16 protein-coding genes and 1 pseudogene are annotated in these 19,173 nt (G+C 39.1%); 1 reads left to right on the forward strand and 16 read right to left on the reverse strand.

Annotated features, from left to right (window positions below):
- Positions 1–46 precede the first annotated feature (46 nt).
- From BM195_RS02180 to BM195_RS02235, 12 genes and pseudogenes are all read right to left on the reverse strand, one after another.
- Positions 47–721: a beta/alpha barrel domain-containing protein gene (locus BM195_RS02180; RefSeq protein ID WP_244535643.1), complete on the reverse strand. Its 675-nt coding sequence runs from the start codon at positions 719–721 to the stop codon at positions 47–49.
- A 24-nt stretch (positions 722–745) separates the two neighbouring features.
- Positions 746–1,858: an ROK family protein gene (locus BM195_RS02185; RefSeq protein ID WP_090232873.1), complete on the reverse strand. Its 1,113-nt coding sequence runs from the start codon at positions 1,856–1,858 to the stop codon at positions 746–748.
- Positions 1,859–2,523: 665 nt separating this feature from the next.
- A pseudogene (locus BM195_RS02190) lies at positions 2,524–3,105 on the reverse strand (IS3 family transposase); the annotation flags it as partial.
- Positions 3,106–3,437: 332 nt separating this feature from the next.
- Positions 3,438–3,755, reverse strand: a complete 318-nt coding sequence (locus BM195_RS02195) for a Zn-ribbon domain-containing OB-fold protein (RefSeq protein ID WP_090232875.1) — start codon at positions 3,753–3,755, stop codon at positions 3,438–3,440.
- A gap of 2 nt (positions 3,756–3,757) precedes the next feature.
- Positions 3,758–4,894 (reverse strand): thiolase C-terminal domain-containing protein, encoded by a 1,137-nt coding sequence (locus BM195_RS02200; RefSeq protein WP_090232878.1) that lies wholly within the window; start codon positions 4,892–4,894, stop codon positions 3,758–3,760.
- Between the two features lie 4 nt (positions 4,895–4,898).
- The gene (locus BM195_RS02205) at positions 4,899–6,380 is read right to left on the reverse strand and encodes a class I adenylate-forming enzyme family protein (RefSeq protein ID WP_090232880.1); all 1,482 of its coding nucleotides are present in this window, start codon (positions 6,378–6,380) and stop codon (positions 4,899–4,901) included.
- Positions 6,381–6,397: 17 nt separating this feature from the next.
- Positions 6,398–6,859 (reverse strand): PPC domain-containing DNA-binding protein, encoded by a 462-nt coding sequence (locus BM195_RS02210; RefSeq protein ID WP_090232883.1) that lies wholly within the window; start codon positions 6,857–6,859, stop codon positions 6,398–6,400.
- Positions 6,860–6,881: 22 nt separating this feature from the next.
- Positions 6,882–7,649, reverse strand: a complete 768-nt coding sequence (locus BM195_RS02215) for an SDR family NAD(P)-dependent oxidoreductase (RefSeq protein ID WP_090232885.1) — start codon at positions 7,647–7,649, stop codon at positions 6,882–6,884.
- A 34-nt stretch (positions 7,650–7,683) separates the two neighbouring features.
- Positions 7,684–9,027: a TRAP transporter large permease gene (locus tag BM195_RS02220; RefSeq protein ID WP_090232887.1), complete on the reverse strand. Its 1,344-nt coding sequence runs from the start codon at positions 9,025–9,027 to the stop codon at positions 7,684–7,686.
- On the reverse strand, positions 9,024–9,515 hold the full coding sequence (locus tag BM195_RS02225; RefSeq protein ID WP_090232890.1) for a TRAP transporter small permease: 492 nt from the start codon (positions 9,513–9,515) through the stop codon (positions 9,024–9,026). The genes BM195_RS02220 and BM195_RS02225 overlap by 4 nt, the downstream gene beginning before the upstream one ends.
- Before the next feature lie 58 nt (positions 9,516–9,573).
- The gene (locus BM195_RS02230) at positions 9,574–10,581 is read right to left on the reverse strand and encodes a DctP family TRAP transporter solute-binding subunit (protein WP_090232893.1); all 1,008 of its coding nucleotides are present in this window, start codon (positions 10,579–10,581) and stop codon (positions 9,574–9,576) included.
- Between the two features lie 15 nt (positions 10,582–10,596).
- Positions 10,597–11,370, reverse strand: a complete 774-nt coding sequence (locus BM195_RS02235; protein ID WP_342028006.1) for an IclR family transcriptional regulator — start codon at positions 11,368–11,370, stop codon at positions 10,597–10,599.
- 880 nt (positions 11,371–12,250) lie between these two features.
- Between BM195_RS02235 and BM195_RS02245 the strand changes: the two genes are divergently transcribed.
- A complete protein-coding gene (locus BM195_RS02245) occupies positions 12,251–13,000 on the forward strand; it encodes a tyrosine-type recombinase/integrase (RefSeq protein ID WP_090232901.1) in 750 nt (249 codons plus the stop codon).
- A 283-nt stretch (positions 13,001–13,283) separates the two neighbouring features.
- Here the strand turns inward: BM195_RS02245 and mutL are convergent, their stop codons facing one another.
- From mutL to BM195_RS02265, 4 genes are all read right to left on the reverse strand, one after another.
- Positions 13,284–15,131 carry a DNA mismatch repair endonuclease MutL gene (gene mutL / locus BM195_RS02250; RefSeq protein ID WP_090233209.1) on the reverse strand — a complete coding sequence of 616 codons (1,848 nt, stop codon included), beginning with the start codon at positions 15,129–15,131 and terminating at the stop codon, positions 13,284–13,286.
- 19 nt (positions 15,132–15,150) lie between these two features.
- Positions 15,151–17,718, reverse strand: coding sequence for a DNA mismatch repair protein MutS (mutS, locus tag BM195_RS02255; RefSeq protein ID WP_090232906.1), 2,568 nt, complete (start codon positions 17,716–17,718; stop codon positions 15,151–15,153).
- Between the two features lie 198 nt (positions 17,719–17,916).
- Complete coding sequence (locus BM195_RS02260) at positions 17,917–18,483, reverse strand: outer spore coat protein CotE (RefSeq protein ID WP_090232908.1); 567 nt, start codon at positions 18,481–18,483, stop codon at positions 17,917–17,919.
- 261 nt (positions 18,484–18,744) lie between these two features.
- Entirely contained in the window at positions 18,745–19,173 is a 429-nt protein-coding gene (locus tag BM195_RS02265; RefSeq protein ID WP_090232912.1) for a YlbF/YmcA family competence regulator, read from the reverse strand.

Raw genomic sequence — 19,173 nt, forward strand, 5'->3', positions numbered from 1 at the left:
CCCCTCCACCCAATTTTTTGTAAAGGGTTACATAAAATTTAAAATACTAAATCGATTTTTTTAACGTCTTTGTCGCTTCTTCAATGGATTTCACATCGTCACCTGTCACCACAGCACCGATCATCAATGCTTTGACGCCAGTACTTTTCAAATGCGGTATATCTGAAGATGTGATTTTCCGTTGACTTGGTACAATAACTGGAATATCCAGAGCATCCACAATCAATCGATAGTTTAATAGATCCTCAAAATTCAGTGCAGTTCCATATTTTTCGCCCGGAACAATGGAAGCTTCGAATGCGTCCATGGCAGAACAATTCATTGCTTTTAATGTGTCAATCGAATAACTCGAATCCCCGGCAACCGTCTTTTCCAGTTCAAGATCTAGCATGAAAGACGGCATATGTTTCATATATACTGAATAATAATCAAACCCCAGCTTCTCTAACGATTTCAGTTCATCTTTGTTTATGTTCTCAAGGTTCCCGCCGGGAACAATGCCGAGCGGTCCGTTAAATTCCTTCACCAATTGCTCAAAAAATGCTAGATTATCCTTTAGCGAACCAAATGTATTGCCGCTTGCCCGGTGCTCCACATTCAAATGTATCTTTAACGCATCTGCCCCGCCAGCAATTGCCGCTTTGGCCGTTTCAATATCATTTGACGGTAAACTTACAATTAATGAGAAATCCTTTTCGTTCAACAGTTCCTTTAAACTCAAAATGTTCACGCCCCTTTTCGATCGTTACAATTTAAATACGTTTAACAAAAACATCTTCGCACCACCGACAAAAAATGCATTCTTACCTGTACGGGAAAGTCTGACTTCTAAATCATTCAAGTCATAATAACCAAAATTCCTGACGCTCTGCTCCACTTTTTCTTCAAATATTTTGTCGAGTTTTGAAATATCACCTCCTAAAATAAATAAAGACGGTCTAAGCAGGGTGGAGATGTTTACAATCCCCTTCCCCAGATAGTGGGACACTTTATGAATAGCTTCGGAAACATTCGAACTACCATCCGGATAGGCTTCAGAAATTAAGTGCCATGTAAGATTCGGCTCTTTCAATTCTGACTTAAGATTTTCAATAATCTTTTCTGATGATACAAACGTATTTAAGCACCCTACTTTGCCACAAGAGCAAATCTTCCCTTCATCACCTACTTTCATATGGGCCACATGTTCAACAGGCAACGATGGAACGCCGCCCAACTGTATCTCCCCATCAAGATCCAAAAAGTAAATGTTTTTCTTTTGGATACTGTTATGAGCCTCACCCAGTGCAGCAAAATTTACGCCTCGCTCGATTATTACAGGGACTCCGAGCATGAATCGTAGTGCTTCATCAACGGTAATAAAATCGGCGGATACAGATGTACTGATCGATACGCGGGTATTTTTAAAGAATTCCGGGGATTTGACACCTATGGAAGCTGAGTAAATATCGCTATTTTTTTTGAATTGATTAAACACTTCCACAATGACATTTAAGATATCTTCTGTTGGTAGATGTTTTATGTTTCGGATAACGACGTTCTCTACTTCCAGTGAAGCGGTTACACTACCGGCAAAAATATAATAATCATTGATTAAAAAGCTGATAATGCGCCCCATTGCCCTGTCAACACCAAGCAACTTCTGTGAACGCCCCCCGGTCGAAGCACTCGTGCCTATCTCCTTTATGTATTTTTCGTTAATCAGCTCGTCAACGATTAACGTCACAGAAGCAGAGCTCAAAGACGTTTGTTTTGCTATATTGGTTCTTGAAATTTTCCCTGCCTCCAAGATCGCGTTGAAAACCTTTTGTTTGTTTTCTTTTTTATAATTATCCAAATGAACTCTTTTTTTTCCCATTTGAATGTCTCCTTTAATAACTTATTTTAAAGTTTAAAATAAGTAGTTTTGAAAATCAAGATATTTTTTAACTTTATAAAGAATTGTTGACTTTTTGTGCTACGACAAATAGATCTCAAGGTAGGCGTACAAAGTGAGAATCAGGGGAAATAATAGAAATACCAGCAGGAGATGTTAAGCCACCGGTGACAAGGAAATGAACCAGTTATGACGAGGGACTTGATAAAACCAAAAACACATTAATATCTTGCAAATATTAATTGTACCAACAATAAGCAATGTTGACCTATCTATGTTATTTACAAACTCTATTAACATGCACTTTTAGGTAACAAAAACTTAAATAGCATATATACAAACATGTATAATACGTTGAATTTTCGTGGACAATGTTGACAAATCGTGGACAAAGATTAAAACCTCTACCCAGCGTATTAACCGGGTAGAGATTTTATTTTTACTCGCCTAATGGCTTCTTTTATTCCATTATAGCGCCCGTTCGTATTATTGAACAAGCAACTCTTTAAAGAAACTATCTGTTTAGCTTTTTAACCAATTCGGAAATTCTACAACGTCTCTGTCTTTAGTTTAATAAATTTTTATACTTTTAAGTCCTTCCATAATTCCAGCAGTTTGGTGTGTCAACACTAAACTGAACAAATTTTTTAAAGGTGCACTAACTTGTATTCATTCGGTGTTAGATAGTCTAGTGATCCATGTATTTGAATATTGTTGAACCAATTCACATAATCGAAAAGTTCAAAATCAAGTTCTTGTTGGCAAGAAAAAACTTTGCCATGAACGAATTCTGTTTTAATTGTTTTAAACGTTGCTTCAGCTACGGCATTGTCATACGGTGTTCCTTTTTCGCTCAATGATCTCTCGATATCAAACGTCTCTAATGCTTGGTCTATAAGCTTGGTCTTAAACTCACTACCCCGATCTGTATGGAATTATTCAAGGTGATTTAAGTTGTATTTAACCGTTGCGAAGGCACGTTGAACCAACTTTGCACTCTTATGAGGGCCAACACTGTAGCCAACGATTTCTCGATTATATAAATCTACTAACACACAGATATAATGCCATTTCTGTTGCACTCGTACGTAGGTTAAATCACTCACAATCACCTTGAGTTCCTGGTCTTGATCAAAGGCTCGATTTAATGTATTCCCTACGGCCGATTCGTTACACGTGGTTTTCGTCGGCTTGAATTGAGCAACAGTGTATTTCGAGACAAGACCTTGATTTGTTCCTTAAACTCTTTTGAGAATGTTCTTCTCTCTCGTTTGGCCATTTGTTGATTCTCCTCCGTTTTATTTGAATCAAGTTTATATGACCTTAGTGTATCTGTCCAATTAAGTGTAACTTATCCAGGACACCTCTTAAGATTATTGTGTGGTTACTTTAATTTTATCAAAAGGTGTCCTTATTTTCTTCTCTTTAACAATAAAAAAGTGGAATGTCACCATTTACTTGGTGAGTGCCACTTTTTATTTTCATTTACTGGGGCTTTGTCTCAGCCTCTTTCTTTTGCTCTCTATTCTATTTGGTTTTTCACAACACACTTTCGGTTTATTCATTCCTCTAAAGCTTTGAATATATAGGCATTTTTGTCTACGTTGTCGACCTTAACTTTTTGGTTTATTTCAACACTCTCGCCTATATATCTTCCTGTAATCCTCAATCCCTCATCTAAATCAATCAAAACAATATAATACGGAGCAATATCGGCATAGTCTTTAGGAGCAGCATGAATTTTAGTATATGAATAAACTTCCCCAAGTCCCTTTAGTTCTTTCGTTTCCAAATCATCCGAAAAACAGGAAGCACAATGGTTTTTATCAGCATGTAAAATGTAGTTGCAATTATTACAGTATTTTGCTGTAATTGTCATAATTAAGCTCCTTTCTTTCGGAGTAGATGAACCGTCGAATATGCTCCGGTTCCTCCAAGATTTTGCGCCAATCCTATTTCAGCGTTATCGACTTGGTTTACTGCACAACCGTTAAGTTGATCGACCACTTGTATAATTTGAGCTATTCCTGTTGCTCCAATAGGGTGGCCTTTGGACAAAAGACCTCCACTCGTATTCACCGGAACAAGCCCGCCATGTTTTGTCACTCCTTTTTCCAGCGCTTTCCAGCCTTTTCCTTTCTCAAAAAACCCTAATTCTTCGATGGCAATAATCTCAGTCATTGAAAAGCAATCATGAAGCTCAACGACATCGATATCTTCCGGTCCAAGCCCTGCACGCTCATAAGCATGTTTTCCCGAATAGTAGGTAGCAGGCATGTGTAGCAGATTATCAACTTCTTGCATTAATGGTGTTCCGGATGCTTGCCCCGAAGATAATATCTCAACACCATTTGCCCCTCTTTGAATCACCACAGCTGCAGCTCCATCCGAAATTGGCGAACAATCGAATAAGCCAAGCGGATCCGTTATCGGTTTTGCATGAATGATATCTTCCATTTCAACAGGCTTTGTAAATTGGGCAATTGGGTTGTTTATTGCATATTCCCGATTTTTCATAGCGACCATTGCCAAATGTTCTCTTTCCGCACCGTATTCGTGAATATATCTATTTGCTAGCACGCCAAAAAATCCTGGAAACGTCAGTCCGGAAGCACTTTCACTGGACGCATTATCCATCGCATGATTAATCGCTTTGGTCACCGTTTCGGTATCGAAAGCAGTCATTTTTTCCGCCCCGGCAACGAGTACTGTATCATACTCCCCTGCTTTAACGAGCTGATAAGCTTGTCGAAAAGCAAGGCCGCCTGAGGCACATGCTCCTTCCATTTTTATTGAGGGAATATTACCTAAACCAAGTTCGTTCGTTACAATAGAACCCAGTATTTCCTGATTTGCAAGAGACCCTGAAGCAAAGTTGCCGATGAATACCGCATCCATTCGGGGACGATTTGCTTCAATAATGGCATCTCTGCATGCTTCAATTAACATTTCTTTAATGGAGTCTTCTCTTTTACCAAATTTCGTTATTCCTCTTCCGATCACTGAGACACGAGACATTTCTTCACCCCTGAACTTTGTAATTTTCTCTTAATTTTTTGCGAAGAATCTTACCATAACTGCTTTTCGGAAGCTCTTCGACTATTTCAATCATTTTAGGTTTTTTATAGCTCGCCATATTTTCCTTACATAAGTCAATAAGCTGCTCTTTACTGACACTTTGAGAAGAATCGCTTAAAACGACATGTGCGCAGATCAATTCGCCCCACTTGTCATGTGGTACGCCAAACACACACGTTTCTTTAACAAATGGATGCTGATTCAGGACTTCTTCCACTTCGCGCGGGTACACGTTTAAGCCGCCTGTAATAATCGTATCTTTGGCCCGGTCCACGAGACGCAAGTACCCTTGGTCATCTTTCCAGCCTAAATCGCCCGTGTGAAACCAGCCATTTTTAAACGATTTATTCGTTTCCGCCTCATTATTCCAATAACCTTTCATCACTAGCGATCCTTTGCAGATAACTTCACCTACTTCGCCATTAGGTACTTCTTCACCATTTTCATCGACTATCTTCATTTCAACAAATGGACCAGCAGCCCCACACGAATCAGGTCTGTTTCTCAATTCATTTTTAGGCATCATTGTAATTGTCATCGGCGCTTCCACTAACCCATATGTTTCGGCAAACTTAGGACCGGCCAAATCAAGTGCCTTATTGAGTTTCTCTACAGCGATTGGTGAACCGGCCATGTTAATCGATTTAATATGTTTTAACTTTTCCGGATCGAAATTATCAGAATGTATCATAAGGTTAACCAAGGTAGGAACAAGGAAAATAACGGATATTTGTTCCTTTTCGACATCCTCTAAAAATTCTTCCGGGCTGAACTTATTAAAAATCACTTGCTTCAACCCATAAAACAATGAGCATTGGGATAAAAAGTTACTGCCATGCGTTAACGGTGCCACATGCCCAATCGTATCGCCGTATGTAATATCACAGGCCATATTGAGAGAGATGGCGCTTGATATCATATTTCGATGTGTCAGCATGGCACCCTTTGGATTGCCGGTGGTCCCTGATGTGTACATAAGCGCGTATAAGTCATCCCCATTAACCTCGACATTTGGAAATTCATCACTTTTACCTTTTATATAATATGAATAGTCCAAGTCCATGTCGATTTTTTTAATCGGCATTTGCACTGAATCTTTCAATTCGTTTTCAATAAATAAAATAGAAGCCTGCGAATTGCTGATAATATATTCCAATTCTTTTGGATGCAGCCGATAATTGATTGGGACTTTTATCAGCCCTGTTAAAGCAATCGCAATATCAAATTCAACATGCTCACGTCGATTGGACATGATAATAGCGACGCGATCCCCTTTTTGCAGGCCTTCATCCATCAGTGCATTGGCCAGTTGGCAGGCGTTTCTTCTTAACTGATTATACGTCAGTGTACCTTTTGAATCTTTTACAGCAGGCTGATCTTTATATTGAACAAGTGTCTTTTTTGCCAGTTTCCCAAGTGTTTCCATTCTGATCCTCCTCGTTTTTATTTAGAGAAATTGATGACACGAAACCCTAAGTTTTCATCAAATGTACGACTTGCTTGAACGCCTTTGCCACAAACAATGGCGAATTCTACGGTAATAAGTGTCGGATTCTTCCCTTTTAAAAAATGACCGGCGCTTATGCTTCCATCTTCTTCAACAACCGTGCCATGAAGATGCAAATCCAGTTCTTCATTTTCGTCTTCACAAATAAAACCCGTACAATTTACAAGCTCAACTGGATTACTGACGGTCAATTCATTCCCGTAACCGTTTGGATGACCGTTTTCTGCTTTAAACAGCACATACCCGGCTTGTCGAAGCGAGCCGATACTTGACACCATTCCAGACGTTATATGATGTTTCCGGCATTCTTTCAGGATTCCTTCCATAAGGTCTTGACCTTGTGACAGTGAACCATATATCGTATAACTTTCCGTTTTGAAAGAATGATTCTGACGCATCCTTGTTGCCTCCTTCGATGAATTACCCAATTGCTGACCCTCCACATACTTTTAATACTTCACCCGTAACATAGTCCGCACCCGGAGAAGCTAAATAAACCGCTGCCTCAGCAATATCCTCAGGCGTGCCCATTCTTTGAATTGCCTGGTTTAATTTATAGTTCATCCCTTTTGTGATTTCTGTCTCGACAGGTCCAGGGGCGATACTATTACAGTTAATTCCCAGTTCCCCAACTTCTTTCGCGACCCATTTTGTTAGAGCGATTATGCCGCCTTTAGAAGCCGCATAAGCAGGTCCTGAACGTCCAGTTTCACCAGATGGGGATTTTTCTCCAGAGATTGGACCGCCCATTATTCCTGAAATAGAGCTTACATTAATGATCTTGCCTGAGCCTTGATTCTTCATATGAGGATAAATGGCGGACTGTGTAAATAAAAACGTCCCTTTTAAATTTGTATCGATATCTCTAAACCACATGTCATCCGTCATATGTTCCAAGCTTAATCTGGAACACGTACCTGCATTATTTACCACAACATCCAAGCGTCCAAAGCGATCGACTGTTTCATTGATGACATTTTCAACTTGCTCTCTCTTCTTAATATCACACTGTTGTGCCACAACTTCGACGTTAGGATTATTTTGTTTAATGCGTTCAGCCGTTTCGTTACAATCTAATAAGTCAACAAGAACAATATGTGATCCTTCCTTTGCAAGCGATTTTGCAGTCGCCGCACCTATTCCCCGGGAAGCACCCGTTACGATTGATACGTTATTTTCTAATTTCATTCTGTATCCTCCTATAAAATAATTGCTTTGTTGATTACATATTTAATAAATTTGGAAGCCAATTCGATAGTGCTGGAACAAATGCTATAAATAATAGAACAATAATTGAAGCAATTAAAAATGGTAAAACACCAATTGAAACGTCTTTTAACGATTGATTCGATATGCCTGATGCAACGAATAAGTTAAGGCCTACAGGTGGTGTCATCAATCCGATGGCTAAGCTGACCGTGATTAACACCCCAAACGTCGTTGGATCCACTCCAACTTCCAGCACGACAGGCAATAATATCGGAACAAGTAAATACAATGCTGAAATAGCATCAATGAAACAGCCGATAATCAATAGAATCAAGGTAACAATTAATAGAATAACGATTTTATCATCGGAAATAGATAGCATAGCGTTTGCAATATTCTGCGCCATATTTTCCGTTGTAACTACGTATGCAAGAATCGATGCGGCCCCTACAATAATCATAATGACGGCTGTTTGCACGCTTGCATCAATAAATATTTTGGGAAGATCTTTCACACTCATATCCCGGTATATAACTAATCCCACAAATAATGCGTAAAATACCGCGACAACTGCTGCTTCTGTAGGCGTGAAAATACCACCGTATATACCACCAATGATGATGACAGGTATTAAAATCCCCCATATTGCCTGATAAAAGGCTTTTATCACTTCTTTAAAAGAGGGTTTGTTTGCTCCATTATGTCCTGAAGTTCCTTCGTCAATTGCTGAAGCAACGTATTTCTCACTCTTCATCTTTTTATTAATGACAAAGTATGATGCAATTACTAAAGCTATAGCAAAAAGCAACCCAGGAATTATTCCAGCTATAAACATTCTGCTGATTGTAACGGGGATTGTGTCACTAGCCACAACTGCGTAGACGATAAAAGCAATACTCGGCGGAATAATAATACCAATCGAACCCGAACTGGCCACTAAGCCTGCAGCTTGGGGTTTAGGGTATCCGTTCTTCACAAGAGCTGGTATTAGAATTCCCCCAATAGCTGCTACTGTGGCAGGCCCTGAGCCGGAAATTGCCGCAAAAAACAATGCAGTCATTACCGTTACAATCGCTATACCGTTTTTACGATGCGAAACACAAACATTAGCAAAGTCGATAAGTCTCTTGGATATTCCAGCATATTCCATGATTACGCCTGCTAATATAAAGAATGGGATGGCTAATAGTGTAAAGGATGAAATACTGGCATATACAATACTGGGTATTAATTCTATTGCTCCCATTCCTCTTCCTAAAAAAAGAAGAATTAACCCGGTCAACCCTATTGAAAATGCAATCGGTACATTAATTAACACTAAGCCAAAGAACAATACAAACATTAATATTTCAGTCATGAGCTATTCACACTCGCATTATCATTCTTAATATCTTTTACATTATTAATTGTTACTTCTATCGTGCGAATAACACAAAAAGCACATCCAATTGGCAGACTCAATGTAAACACCCATTGTGGCCAACCTAGAGCTGGAGTCGTTTGACCTCTTCCCATTTGAGATTGAACGATTTCGAAACCATAATAACCGGTTGCGACAAAGAAAAGGGTGACGATACTCCCAATAAACAACGTTAATATTAACTTATTAACCCCTTTGAATTTCTCGTAGATTAAGCTAAATCCCAAATGGGCTCTTTGATAAATTCCAAGAGAAGCGCCCACAAAGGTCAACAGCACAAATAAATTAATCGTAACTTCTTCTGTAAACGAAATTGAAAAATTAAAAATGAATCTTGATATGACATTTGCAAATGTAATCACCGACATGATAGCTAAGCTTAAAGCCAAAATCGTATATTCTGCATACAAAAGAACTCTACTCATCATACTCCTCCTAAAAAAATTATGATGGATGGCCAGCAGCAAGCTGACCATCTAATTTTTATTCTTGAAAAGCATTGAGCAGTTCTTCTCCCCACACACTTTCATATTGATCGTAAATAGGCTGCATTGTTTCTTTAAACGTTTCTTTTTCTTCTTGACTAAGCTCATAAACTTCCATACCACTTTCTTTCAATTCTTCAATTTGTTTTTCCTCTCTTTTTCGCGTTTCTTCAATTTGATATTCATTTGCTGCAGCAGCTGCCTCTTTCATGATTTGCTGATCCTCTTCACTCATTGAGTCAAACAACTCCTTATTAATCCCTAACACTAGGGGGTCAAATGAGTAGTCCCATATTGTCATGGAATTTTGCACCTCATTTAGTTGAGAAGAATGAATAACCTCTACTGGATTTTCTTGACCATCAATAGTCCCTTGTTGTAAAGAGGAGAAGACTTCTGAGAATGTCATAGTAGCAGGGTTAGATCCAAACTCTCTCCATAAATCCGTATACATTTCGATTCCAGGCACTCTTATCTTCAATCCTTCTAAATCTGCAGGAGTTTTGATTGGCTCACCACTTGTTGTAACTTGACGAAAACCATTTAACCCAAAACCAAGCGGCTCTACACCATTTTCCCTCAAAATATTATTGATCATTTCTCCGCCTTCTCCTTCAAGTAATGAAAATGCAGTATCTAAGTCTGGAAACAGAAATGGAGCACTCAACACACCAAAACGTTCATCCATAACTGAATAAATTATTGTGGAATTATAGGACATATCCTGGGTTCCATTTGCAACTTGAGACACGGCAGTTGCCGAATCCCCTCCCGATAATTGTTCATTAGGGTATACGTTTATACTAATTCTTCCATTAGATTTTTCATTGACGTCTTCAGCAAGTTTTTCGGCTGCCTTAAACCAAGTTGATGACTCTCCTACTGTTACAGACATATCTAACTCATATGTTTCTCCTTCAGCGTTTGTCTCATTACTCGACCCGCCACAGGCCGCCAAAAATAATGTGATCATCGCGAACATAGAAATAATCGTTAATCTTTTCATCGTTTTCCTCCCTTTTTAATTAACTTCACTGTGAAATATTTGACAACCCATTTGTATAGAAATTTTCCTGGAGTAATCAATCAAACTCTCAATAATTTCGTTGACTTTTTGAATGCTGGTTATCCGTGAAGTGATGCCTGCAATACATAATGCAGCTATCACCTTCCCGCTGTGGTCTCTAACAGGGGCGGCAAACCCTTTAAGCCCAAGTTCATATTCCTCATTGTCTAATGAAATACTATTTTTCTTAATCTGCTGTAATTCTTGTTTTAAACACTCAACATCAGTTATCGTATTTTTTGTATGCCCTTTCAAATTTTGTTGTTGTAAATAGTCATCTAATTCCATTTCACTTAAATTCGCCAAGAATAATTTTCCTGAAGCAACCGCATAAGCTGGTGATCGCCTTCCAGGGTCAAAAACAGTTCTTACTGCAAGTGAGCTTTCCACGCTATCTATGTATTGGACAGTCATTCCGTCAAAGGTGGCTAAATACGCACTTTCCTTAAATCTTTTTGCCAATACTTCCATATATGGTTGAGCAATCACGTGGATCTGGTATTGCTCTTGTGCGCGGGTTCCAAGATTAATGAACGATTGCGACAAACGAACCAAGTTATCATTGGAGATATCAATATAGCCAAGATCTTTAAGCGTCATTATGAACCGGTGAATTGTACTTTTATTAATATTTAATTCTTTGGCTAATTCTGCTGGATACATTGATTCAATTGATAACGTTTCCAAAATTTGAAAAGTTTTTACGACACTTTTTATTTGATAGTCTATCGTTTTTCACCCCCCTTAAGTTTTTCTTTGTGAAACTCAAGTTTCATTAAGTTGTTTTGAGTATATATTGAATTAAAAGAAAAATCAATACTTTAATAATATTTTTTATATTAATTGCTTGACTCTTGCAAAAATATGTCGGCACATTATTTTGAGTCTCCTAATCACAGAACTCAGGACAAAGTTGATTTTAATTGTTAAACAAAAATCAAAAATCAGTCCAAACAAGGGATTGATCATTTTGGGGGGAACAGATTAGTTTTTGTAGTTTATCTATATTGGTTTTTAGCTATTTAATCCTGAAAACTTGATATTCCGCATGCTTAATATAATAATGAAAAATTACAACTACAAAAAACTATTCAAGATGTCCCAAATCCTGAATCAAAGAGAAAACCTAGTGAAAGTTCCCTTAGTATTACTGTTCGCTTCAATTACTAAATGTTAATGTCACATTCCACATTTGACGCCTGTAACATAATAATTTCGCACAAGTCATGAGGAAAATGATGATAAATGGAATACCCAACACCCATAACCAAAACTTGGAAGAATAAACCATGTTCAAATAAATCTCGGTATGCATAAACCACTGAAAGACAGCCAGGAATACCATTCCACAGAAAGTTGAAAAAGCAATAAACCCCATAAAGAATAACATGATAAGCAATAATTTTTTGACTGTATGAACGAACAACTGACATCATCAGGAAAATCCTCTTTCAGCGAAGACACCGTATAGATGTCGTCCGAGTATTTCCAATCCAACAATGATTGATTTTCCCAGTTTCGGAGAATACCCTCAAAGGAAGCTGAACTAGCTGCCACTAAAATTATTCAGGAGTTAGACACTGATGAATATATTGAAGAAAATAAAATAATGTTAAAGGATTATCTTACTGAATGGCTTGAGGTATTTGCAAAACAAAATGTTAGGAAATCCACATACAAAGGTTACACCAGCAAAATATATTCAAGGTTAATTCCAAAGTTTGAATTTATTCGAATCAAAGAAATAAAACCGCCCATGCTTCTCGAATATTATAATGAACTATCAGACGAAGGCATCACAACTGAATATATAAGTTATCTACACACCATACCGAAACACTCATTAGATACAGCAGTAACGTGGGGGTATATTAAAAATAATCCAGTATTAAAAGTTTCTCCTCCACCTCGGAAACGAAAACAAATGGACACATGGAGTATTGATGAATGTAGAGCCTTTCTGAAATACACTAAAGGAAATGCCAAGCGTCATAAATACATGCTCTATTTTTTAGCCATTTTTACCGGTATGAGACGCGGGGAATTACTTGGGTTAAAATGGTCAGATGTTAATTTTGAAAATAGCACCATAAGCATTTCAAGATCTTTATATTATGTTCCAGGTGAGGGCATCGTTACTCAAGAACCCAAAACCTTGGATTCGATTCGGTCTATATCCATTTCAGATGAAGTTTTAAATAAGCTCCAAGAATACCAAACATATCAAAAAGGAAAAATGTTATTGACCGGAAATCATTTGAGTGAGTCTCACTTTATCATTAGCCCTTCTGCAGGATCACCTTTAAATCCAAACACTGTACTTAAGCTATTTCTATATGATATCAAAAGGCAGGATTAAAACGGATCCGATTTCATGACTTAAGACATACACACGCAACAATTATGATGAAGCTTGGTGAACCATCCAAAAATAGTGTCAGAGCGTCTTGGCCATACGAATATCCAAACGACAATGAATAAATATAGTCACGTTACGCCAAACATGCAAAAAGGCTCAGCAACTAGATTTGAAGATGCCTTTAAAAATGACATTTAGCAAGGAATGTGATCATTTTGTGGTTATATTTATTTAAAAATTCGCCTGAACCCCTTATATATAAGGGATTCAGGCGCTTAATCAATTACATGACGCGTTTAAACATTTTTTCCAGCTCACAGGAGGAGAAATGGATAATGACCGGTCTGCCATGGGGACATGTAAATGGATCCGCTGATTTCCGCAAATCTTCCAGGAGCCTGAACATATCGTCCTGGTTCAAATGATGATTTGCCTTTATCGATCGCTTGCACGACATTAAGGCAGCGGCATCCTCCCTGATTTCTTCCACATCCACTTTTTCATTTTGCATAATCTGTTCGATCATTTCCCTGATAACTTCTTCTTCAAATCCTTTTGGAAACCAGTTCGGATGCGAACGAATGATGTAGGTCTGGCTGCCAAAAGGTTCAAAAAACAAGCCGACTTTTGCAAGTTCTTCCTTATGATGTTCGATAAAAATCGATTCCTGCTTTGAAAAATCAAATGTTACAGGTATTAATAGCTCCTGCAGTTCATTCGTTGTTCGACCCAATTTTCTTCTGAATCGTTCAAATTTGATCCGTTCCTGAGCAGCATGCTGATCAATCATATAAAAGCCACTTTCGTTCTGAGCCAGAATATATGTCCCATGAAGCTGGCCAATCGGGTACATAACAGGCACCCGTTCTTCGTAGCTTACTTCCGGTGATGTAACAGAATCCGCCATTGGTGTCTCAATTGGTTCAGAATCCAGTTTATCATCATTTGGTTTTTCCGGATGCCTGTCGTCTGTAAGTGGCTGCTTGTCCTGATCAGGAGTTTCACGTCCGCTGATTTCGGGCCGACGTTCATTAATCTGCTGCTGATCTGGCCATGATACTTTCTGTTCCGATTCCTCAAATGTCATACTGTCCTGAACAGTTTGTCTTTTTGGTTCCGGCTGTTTCTGTTTCATGTCAGGTATCAAAGAAGTACTTTTAAAGGCGGCACGAATCGTTTCTTCAACCGCGGCAAATAACTCCCTGTCTTTACTGAAACGGACTTCCAGTTTGGTTGGGTGCACGTTCACATCAACTAAAATCGGATCCATTTCAATTGCTAAAACAACAATCGGGGAGCGCCCAACCGGGAGCAGTGTATGATAGCCATTGATAATAGCCTTGGTAAGCGGCATGCTTTTGATATATCGCCCGTTGATGATCGTCGACATATAGTTTCGGGATGCCCTGGTAACCTCAGGTTTAGCAATATATCCTTCAATACTGAAATCCAGCGTTTCGTGTTTGACCGGAACCATCTTTCTGGCAACGCTCATGCCGTAAACCTGGCTAATGACCTGCAGGAGGTCACCGGTACCTGCTGTGCTGAACAGCGCCTTTCCATTATGCGTCACTTCAAAACGAATATCCGGATGTGACAATGCCAGCCGGTTTAGCAAATCGGTGATATGGCCCAGTTCCGTGTGAATGGTCTTCATATATTTCAACCGTGCCGGTGTATTGAAAAATAAATCTTCCACAATGATCTCGGATCCTTTTCGGGCATCACTTTTGGACCTGTCTTTAATCACACCGCCTTCAATCGACAGGAAAGTACCGGCACTTTCGCCCTGTGATGTTTTCACGGTTAATTTGCTGACCGCTGCAATACTGGCCAGTGCTTCACCCCGAAAACCCAATGTATTGACCCGGAATAAATCTGTTTCATGTTTGATTTTACTCGTTGCATGACGTAAAAAAGCTTTTTCGGCATCAACTCCAGGCATCCCGTCACCATTATCGGTTACCTTTATTCTTTGCAATCCTGCTTCTTCCACTTCCACCCTTACCCATGAACTATTGGCATCAATACTATTTTCAATCAATTCTTTGACAACAGAAGCAGGACGCTCTACTACTTCCCCTGCAGCTATTTTATTGGCCAGTGCATCCGGCATTTGAAAGATTCCCATGAAAACAGCCCTTTCTTCTTTACTCTTTGGCCTGCTTTTGCAGACGGTATAATTCATTCATGGCATCCATTGGCGTCATCTCAAATAGATTCATATGTTTTAAATAATTGATCAGATTGCTTGCTGACTGGTTGACTGGTTTTTTCTTCTCGTTCACCTGTTCTTCCTGTCCAAAGAATGATAATTGCCCTGTTCCATTCAGCTGTGGCTGATCATTTTTTTCCAACTGTTCCAAAATCGAGTTGGCTCGTTCAATCAGCTCTGCAGGGAGATCAGCTAATTTCGCAACATGAATGCCGTAACTCTGATCGGCAGCACCTTCTTTTATTTGATGAAGAAAAACAACCTTCCCCTCATACTCTTCAGCCCGGACATGAATGTTTTTTAAATGATCCAATGTATCCTCAAGCACTGTCAATTCATGATAATGTGTTGAAAATACGGTTTTGGCTTGAATGTGATCATGAATATGTTCAACGATTGCCTGTGCCAATGCCATACCATCATAGGTACTCGTCCCGCGGCCAATTTCATCAAGTAAAATTAAACTTTTGTCCGTTGCATTGGAAATGGCATGATTGGCTTCCAGCATTTCAACCATAAAGGTACTCTGTCCGGATACGAGATCATCAGCCGCTCCTATACGCGTGAAAATCTGGTCAAATAAAAGCAATTCAGCTTCTTCGCAGGGGACAAAACATCCGATTTGGCCCATAATAACGGTCAAGGCTAGCTGTCGCATATAGGTGCTCTTTCCGGACATATTCGGACCGGTAATCAGAAGAATCGAGGTTTCCTGATCAAGTGAGATATCATTCGGGACAAATGCATCATCTTTCATCACTTGTTCAACGACCGGATGGCGTCCATTCCTGATCCATAAACGTTCCTGTGAAAAGGATGGCCGATTATATCGGTTTGCTTCACTTACCGTTGCAAATCCTTGAAGCACATCAATCTCACCGACAACTTCTGCTAAATATTGAATTTCCGGAATACATGCTTTTATCTGGTCACGGATTTCAAGAAACAGATGATATTCCAAATCAACACTTTTTTCTTCTGCTTCCAGGATCAGTTGTTCTTTCTCCTTCAATTCAGGCGTTATATAACGTTCAGCATTTGTCAGTGTCTGTTTCCGCTCATATCTGTCTTCCGGCAGCAGATGTAAATTAGCTTTCGTTACTTCAATATAATAGCCAAAAACTCGATTATATCCTACTTTCAACGATTTAATATTCGTTTCCTGCTTCTCTTTCTGTTCTAATTCTGCAATCCATTGTTTACCGTTCCTCGAAGCCTCACGATATGTATCGAGTTTTTCGTGATAACCATCCTTAATGATCGATCCTTCCGTAATGGACACCGGCGGATCTTCCTTCAAACTGGAATCAAGCAACGAAACAAGATGGTCCGGGTAAGTCAGTCTGCTGCATAATGCTGTTATTTTCTTTTGATCAAATTGGTTTAAAATGGTCTTAAGTTCAGGAATTTTTTCAAATGATTGCTTCAGCTGAGTCAGATCACGTGCATTGACATTTCCATAAGCAACCCTGCCGGCAAGCCGTTCCAAATCATATACCGATTTTAATGCTTCACGCAATGCATCACGTTCCATGAACCCGTGCAAGAAGCCTTCTACAACATCAAACCGGTTTTCAATTTCCTGCTGCCTTAGCAACGGCCGGTCAAGCCATTTTTTAAGCATTCTTGACCCCATTGCCGTTACTGTCTGATCAAGCACCCACAATAGGCTTCCATGCTTACCCTTCTTCATGATTGTTTCAGTTAATTCCAAATTTCGCTTCGAGTACATATCCAATGATAAATAATCATCCAATTCAATCACTTTAGCTGGCTGTAAATGATCGAGTGAACGTTTTTGTGTAACTTGTATGTAATTAAGCAGTCTGCTGAATGCCTGTACAAGACGCTCATCATTTAAATCACCGCACAAACTGCGATATTCTGCATTAAATGTCAAATCATCCTGATAGGATAATGTAATATGTAACTTTTCGTATAATTCCTCCTGCCATTTTTCCGACATCTCAGAGGAAATAACCATTTCTTTAATCGGCTGATTATACAATTCATGCAGCACAGCATCCCATCCCTCTATAATGAGTGCAATGCTGCTCTCACCGGTTGATAAATCACTGTAGACAATAACGTATGAATCATCATGAAAACACGAAAGACTTGCGATATAGTTATGATCACGCTCCTCGAGCATGTTCGTTTCCATAACGGTTCCCGGCGTGATTAACTGGACAACCTCCCGTTTCACAACACCTTTAGCGGCTTTTGGATCCTCAACCTGTTCACAAATGGCTACTTTATAACCTTTATCGATTAAATTTTTAATATAATTGCTTGCAGAGTGATATGGCACACCACACATTGGGATTGGTTCTTCTTTTCCGGCATCCCGTTTTGTCAGGGTAATTTCCAGTTCCCTTGCTGCACGAATAGCATCTTCAAAAAACATTTCATAAAAATCACCAAGCCGGAAAAACAAAAAAGCATCTTTGTGCTCTGCTTTAACTTTTAAATATTGCTCCATCATTGGTGTGTAACCAGGCATCACAAATCCTCCAAAATATACTAGATATGATAATATTATAGCATATTTTGCCGAATCAGGACGACTGCTGAAGACTGTTTGTTTTAAAAAACTCCTCACTACGTTTAAAGCGAATGATATAGTTGTATTGATCCTTCAATGTTTATAATCTTTGATTGAACAAAAAAACTTACGAGAGTGTTACCCCTCGTAAGTCTTTTAATCCTTATCCTTGCTATCGACAAAGTCCGGTTTCACATCCCCCAGCTCATCATCAGTAATATCAAAGCCCCAATCATCGTCATCATCGAATGTGTAGCCCTTTGGATCAACCCTTACAGCAACTTTTGTCTCACCGATAATTTGCACAACAAACTCACGCTCAACTTCTACAACGATTTTGTTACCCTGGCTGGCAATCTCACATTCAAGACAATTTGGCTGCTGAACGACCTTGGCAATAACATCATAATCATCATTCAAGCAATTGTCATCCTTTACGGAAAGCGGGACATAATCCGTGTATGTCACACGTTCGGTAACCACTTCTGTTTTGGTATTATCATTGTACGAATACCAGATATTAATGTCATAGCTGCCGTTGACTTCTACCGTATCCTCTGATTTTTTCTTAGCGTTGTACAAATGATTAATTACCCAGCAGCCCAAAATACTGGAAGGTCTATGTGATGGCGAGACATGATGTGTTGCCTGCGTAAATTTTCTGCCTTTGCCACAAACAGCTTTCGTAATAATTTCCCTATATTCGTGATCAAGAAATGACATATCTTCGCTACCTCCTTTTTCTCATAGTCATTTTATGCAAGACAAATACCTAAAGTGCATAGTGAATTTATGAAAGGAAGCAAAGACAGTTTGAACATTTCTGAAGAGATATAGAGAAGCCAGGAAGGGGTCTGCCCGCCTGACTTTAATGTAAAACATGTTTTGTGCGGCGTTATTAAGGCGAGTACGGATCGATGAACGATTTTTCAGAATCAGAACTTGGCATCTGGCTTCCGGTCCATAAAACGAGAACGTATTTCCTCACGAATGGTTCGCGGATTCGTCCTTTAAATTGGTACCGGTTTTGCCTGACAGAAGATCACCGCCTGTTGAAGTGATCACATTGTTGGTCACTTCCCGGGAGATGGTTCCGGATACCAACTGCAATACATCATTCACAACCCCCTGTGTTTCTTTGAATTCTTGGACAATCGGGATTTCATCCACTTCAGCATGTAATCGGTCAATTTCTTGCTCAACTTTCTTCAGTGCTTCCGTTTTTCCATATGCCTGAAAATTAACAGCCTGTTTCTGCAATGTTTTGATCTTCGTAATTAACTGCTGGACTTTCTGATTATCATTAATCTTGGACTCGACTTGTTTGAAGCGGTCTATCTCTTCTGTGTTGGCAAGCATGTTCGCCAATCTTTTGGCTTCATCCAGTATTTGTTTACGTGTGTATTCTGCCAT

It is taken from the genome of Lentibacillus halodurans (assembly GCF_900112045.1).
GTDB classification, from domain to species: domain Bacteria; phylum Bacillota; class Bacilli; order Bacillales; family Amphibacillaceae; genus Lentibacillus; species Lentibacillus halodurans.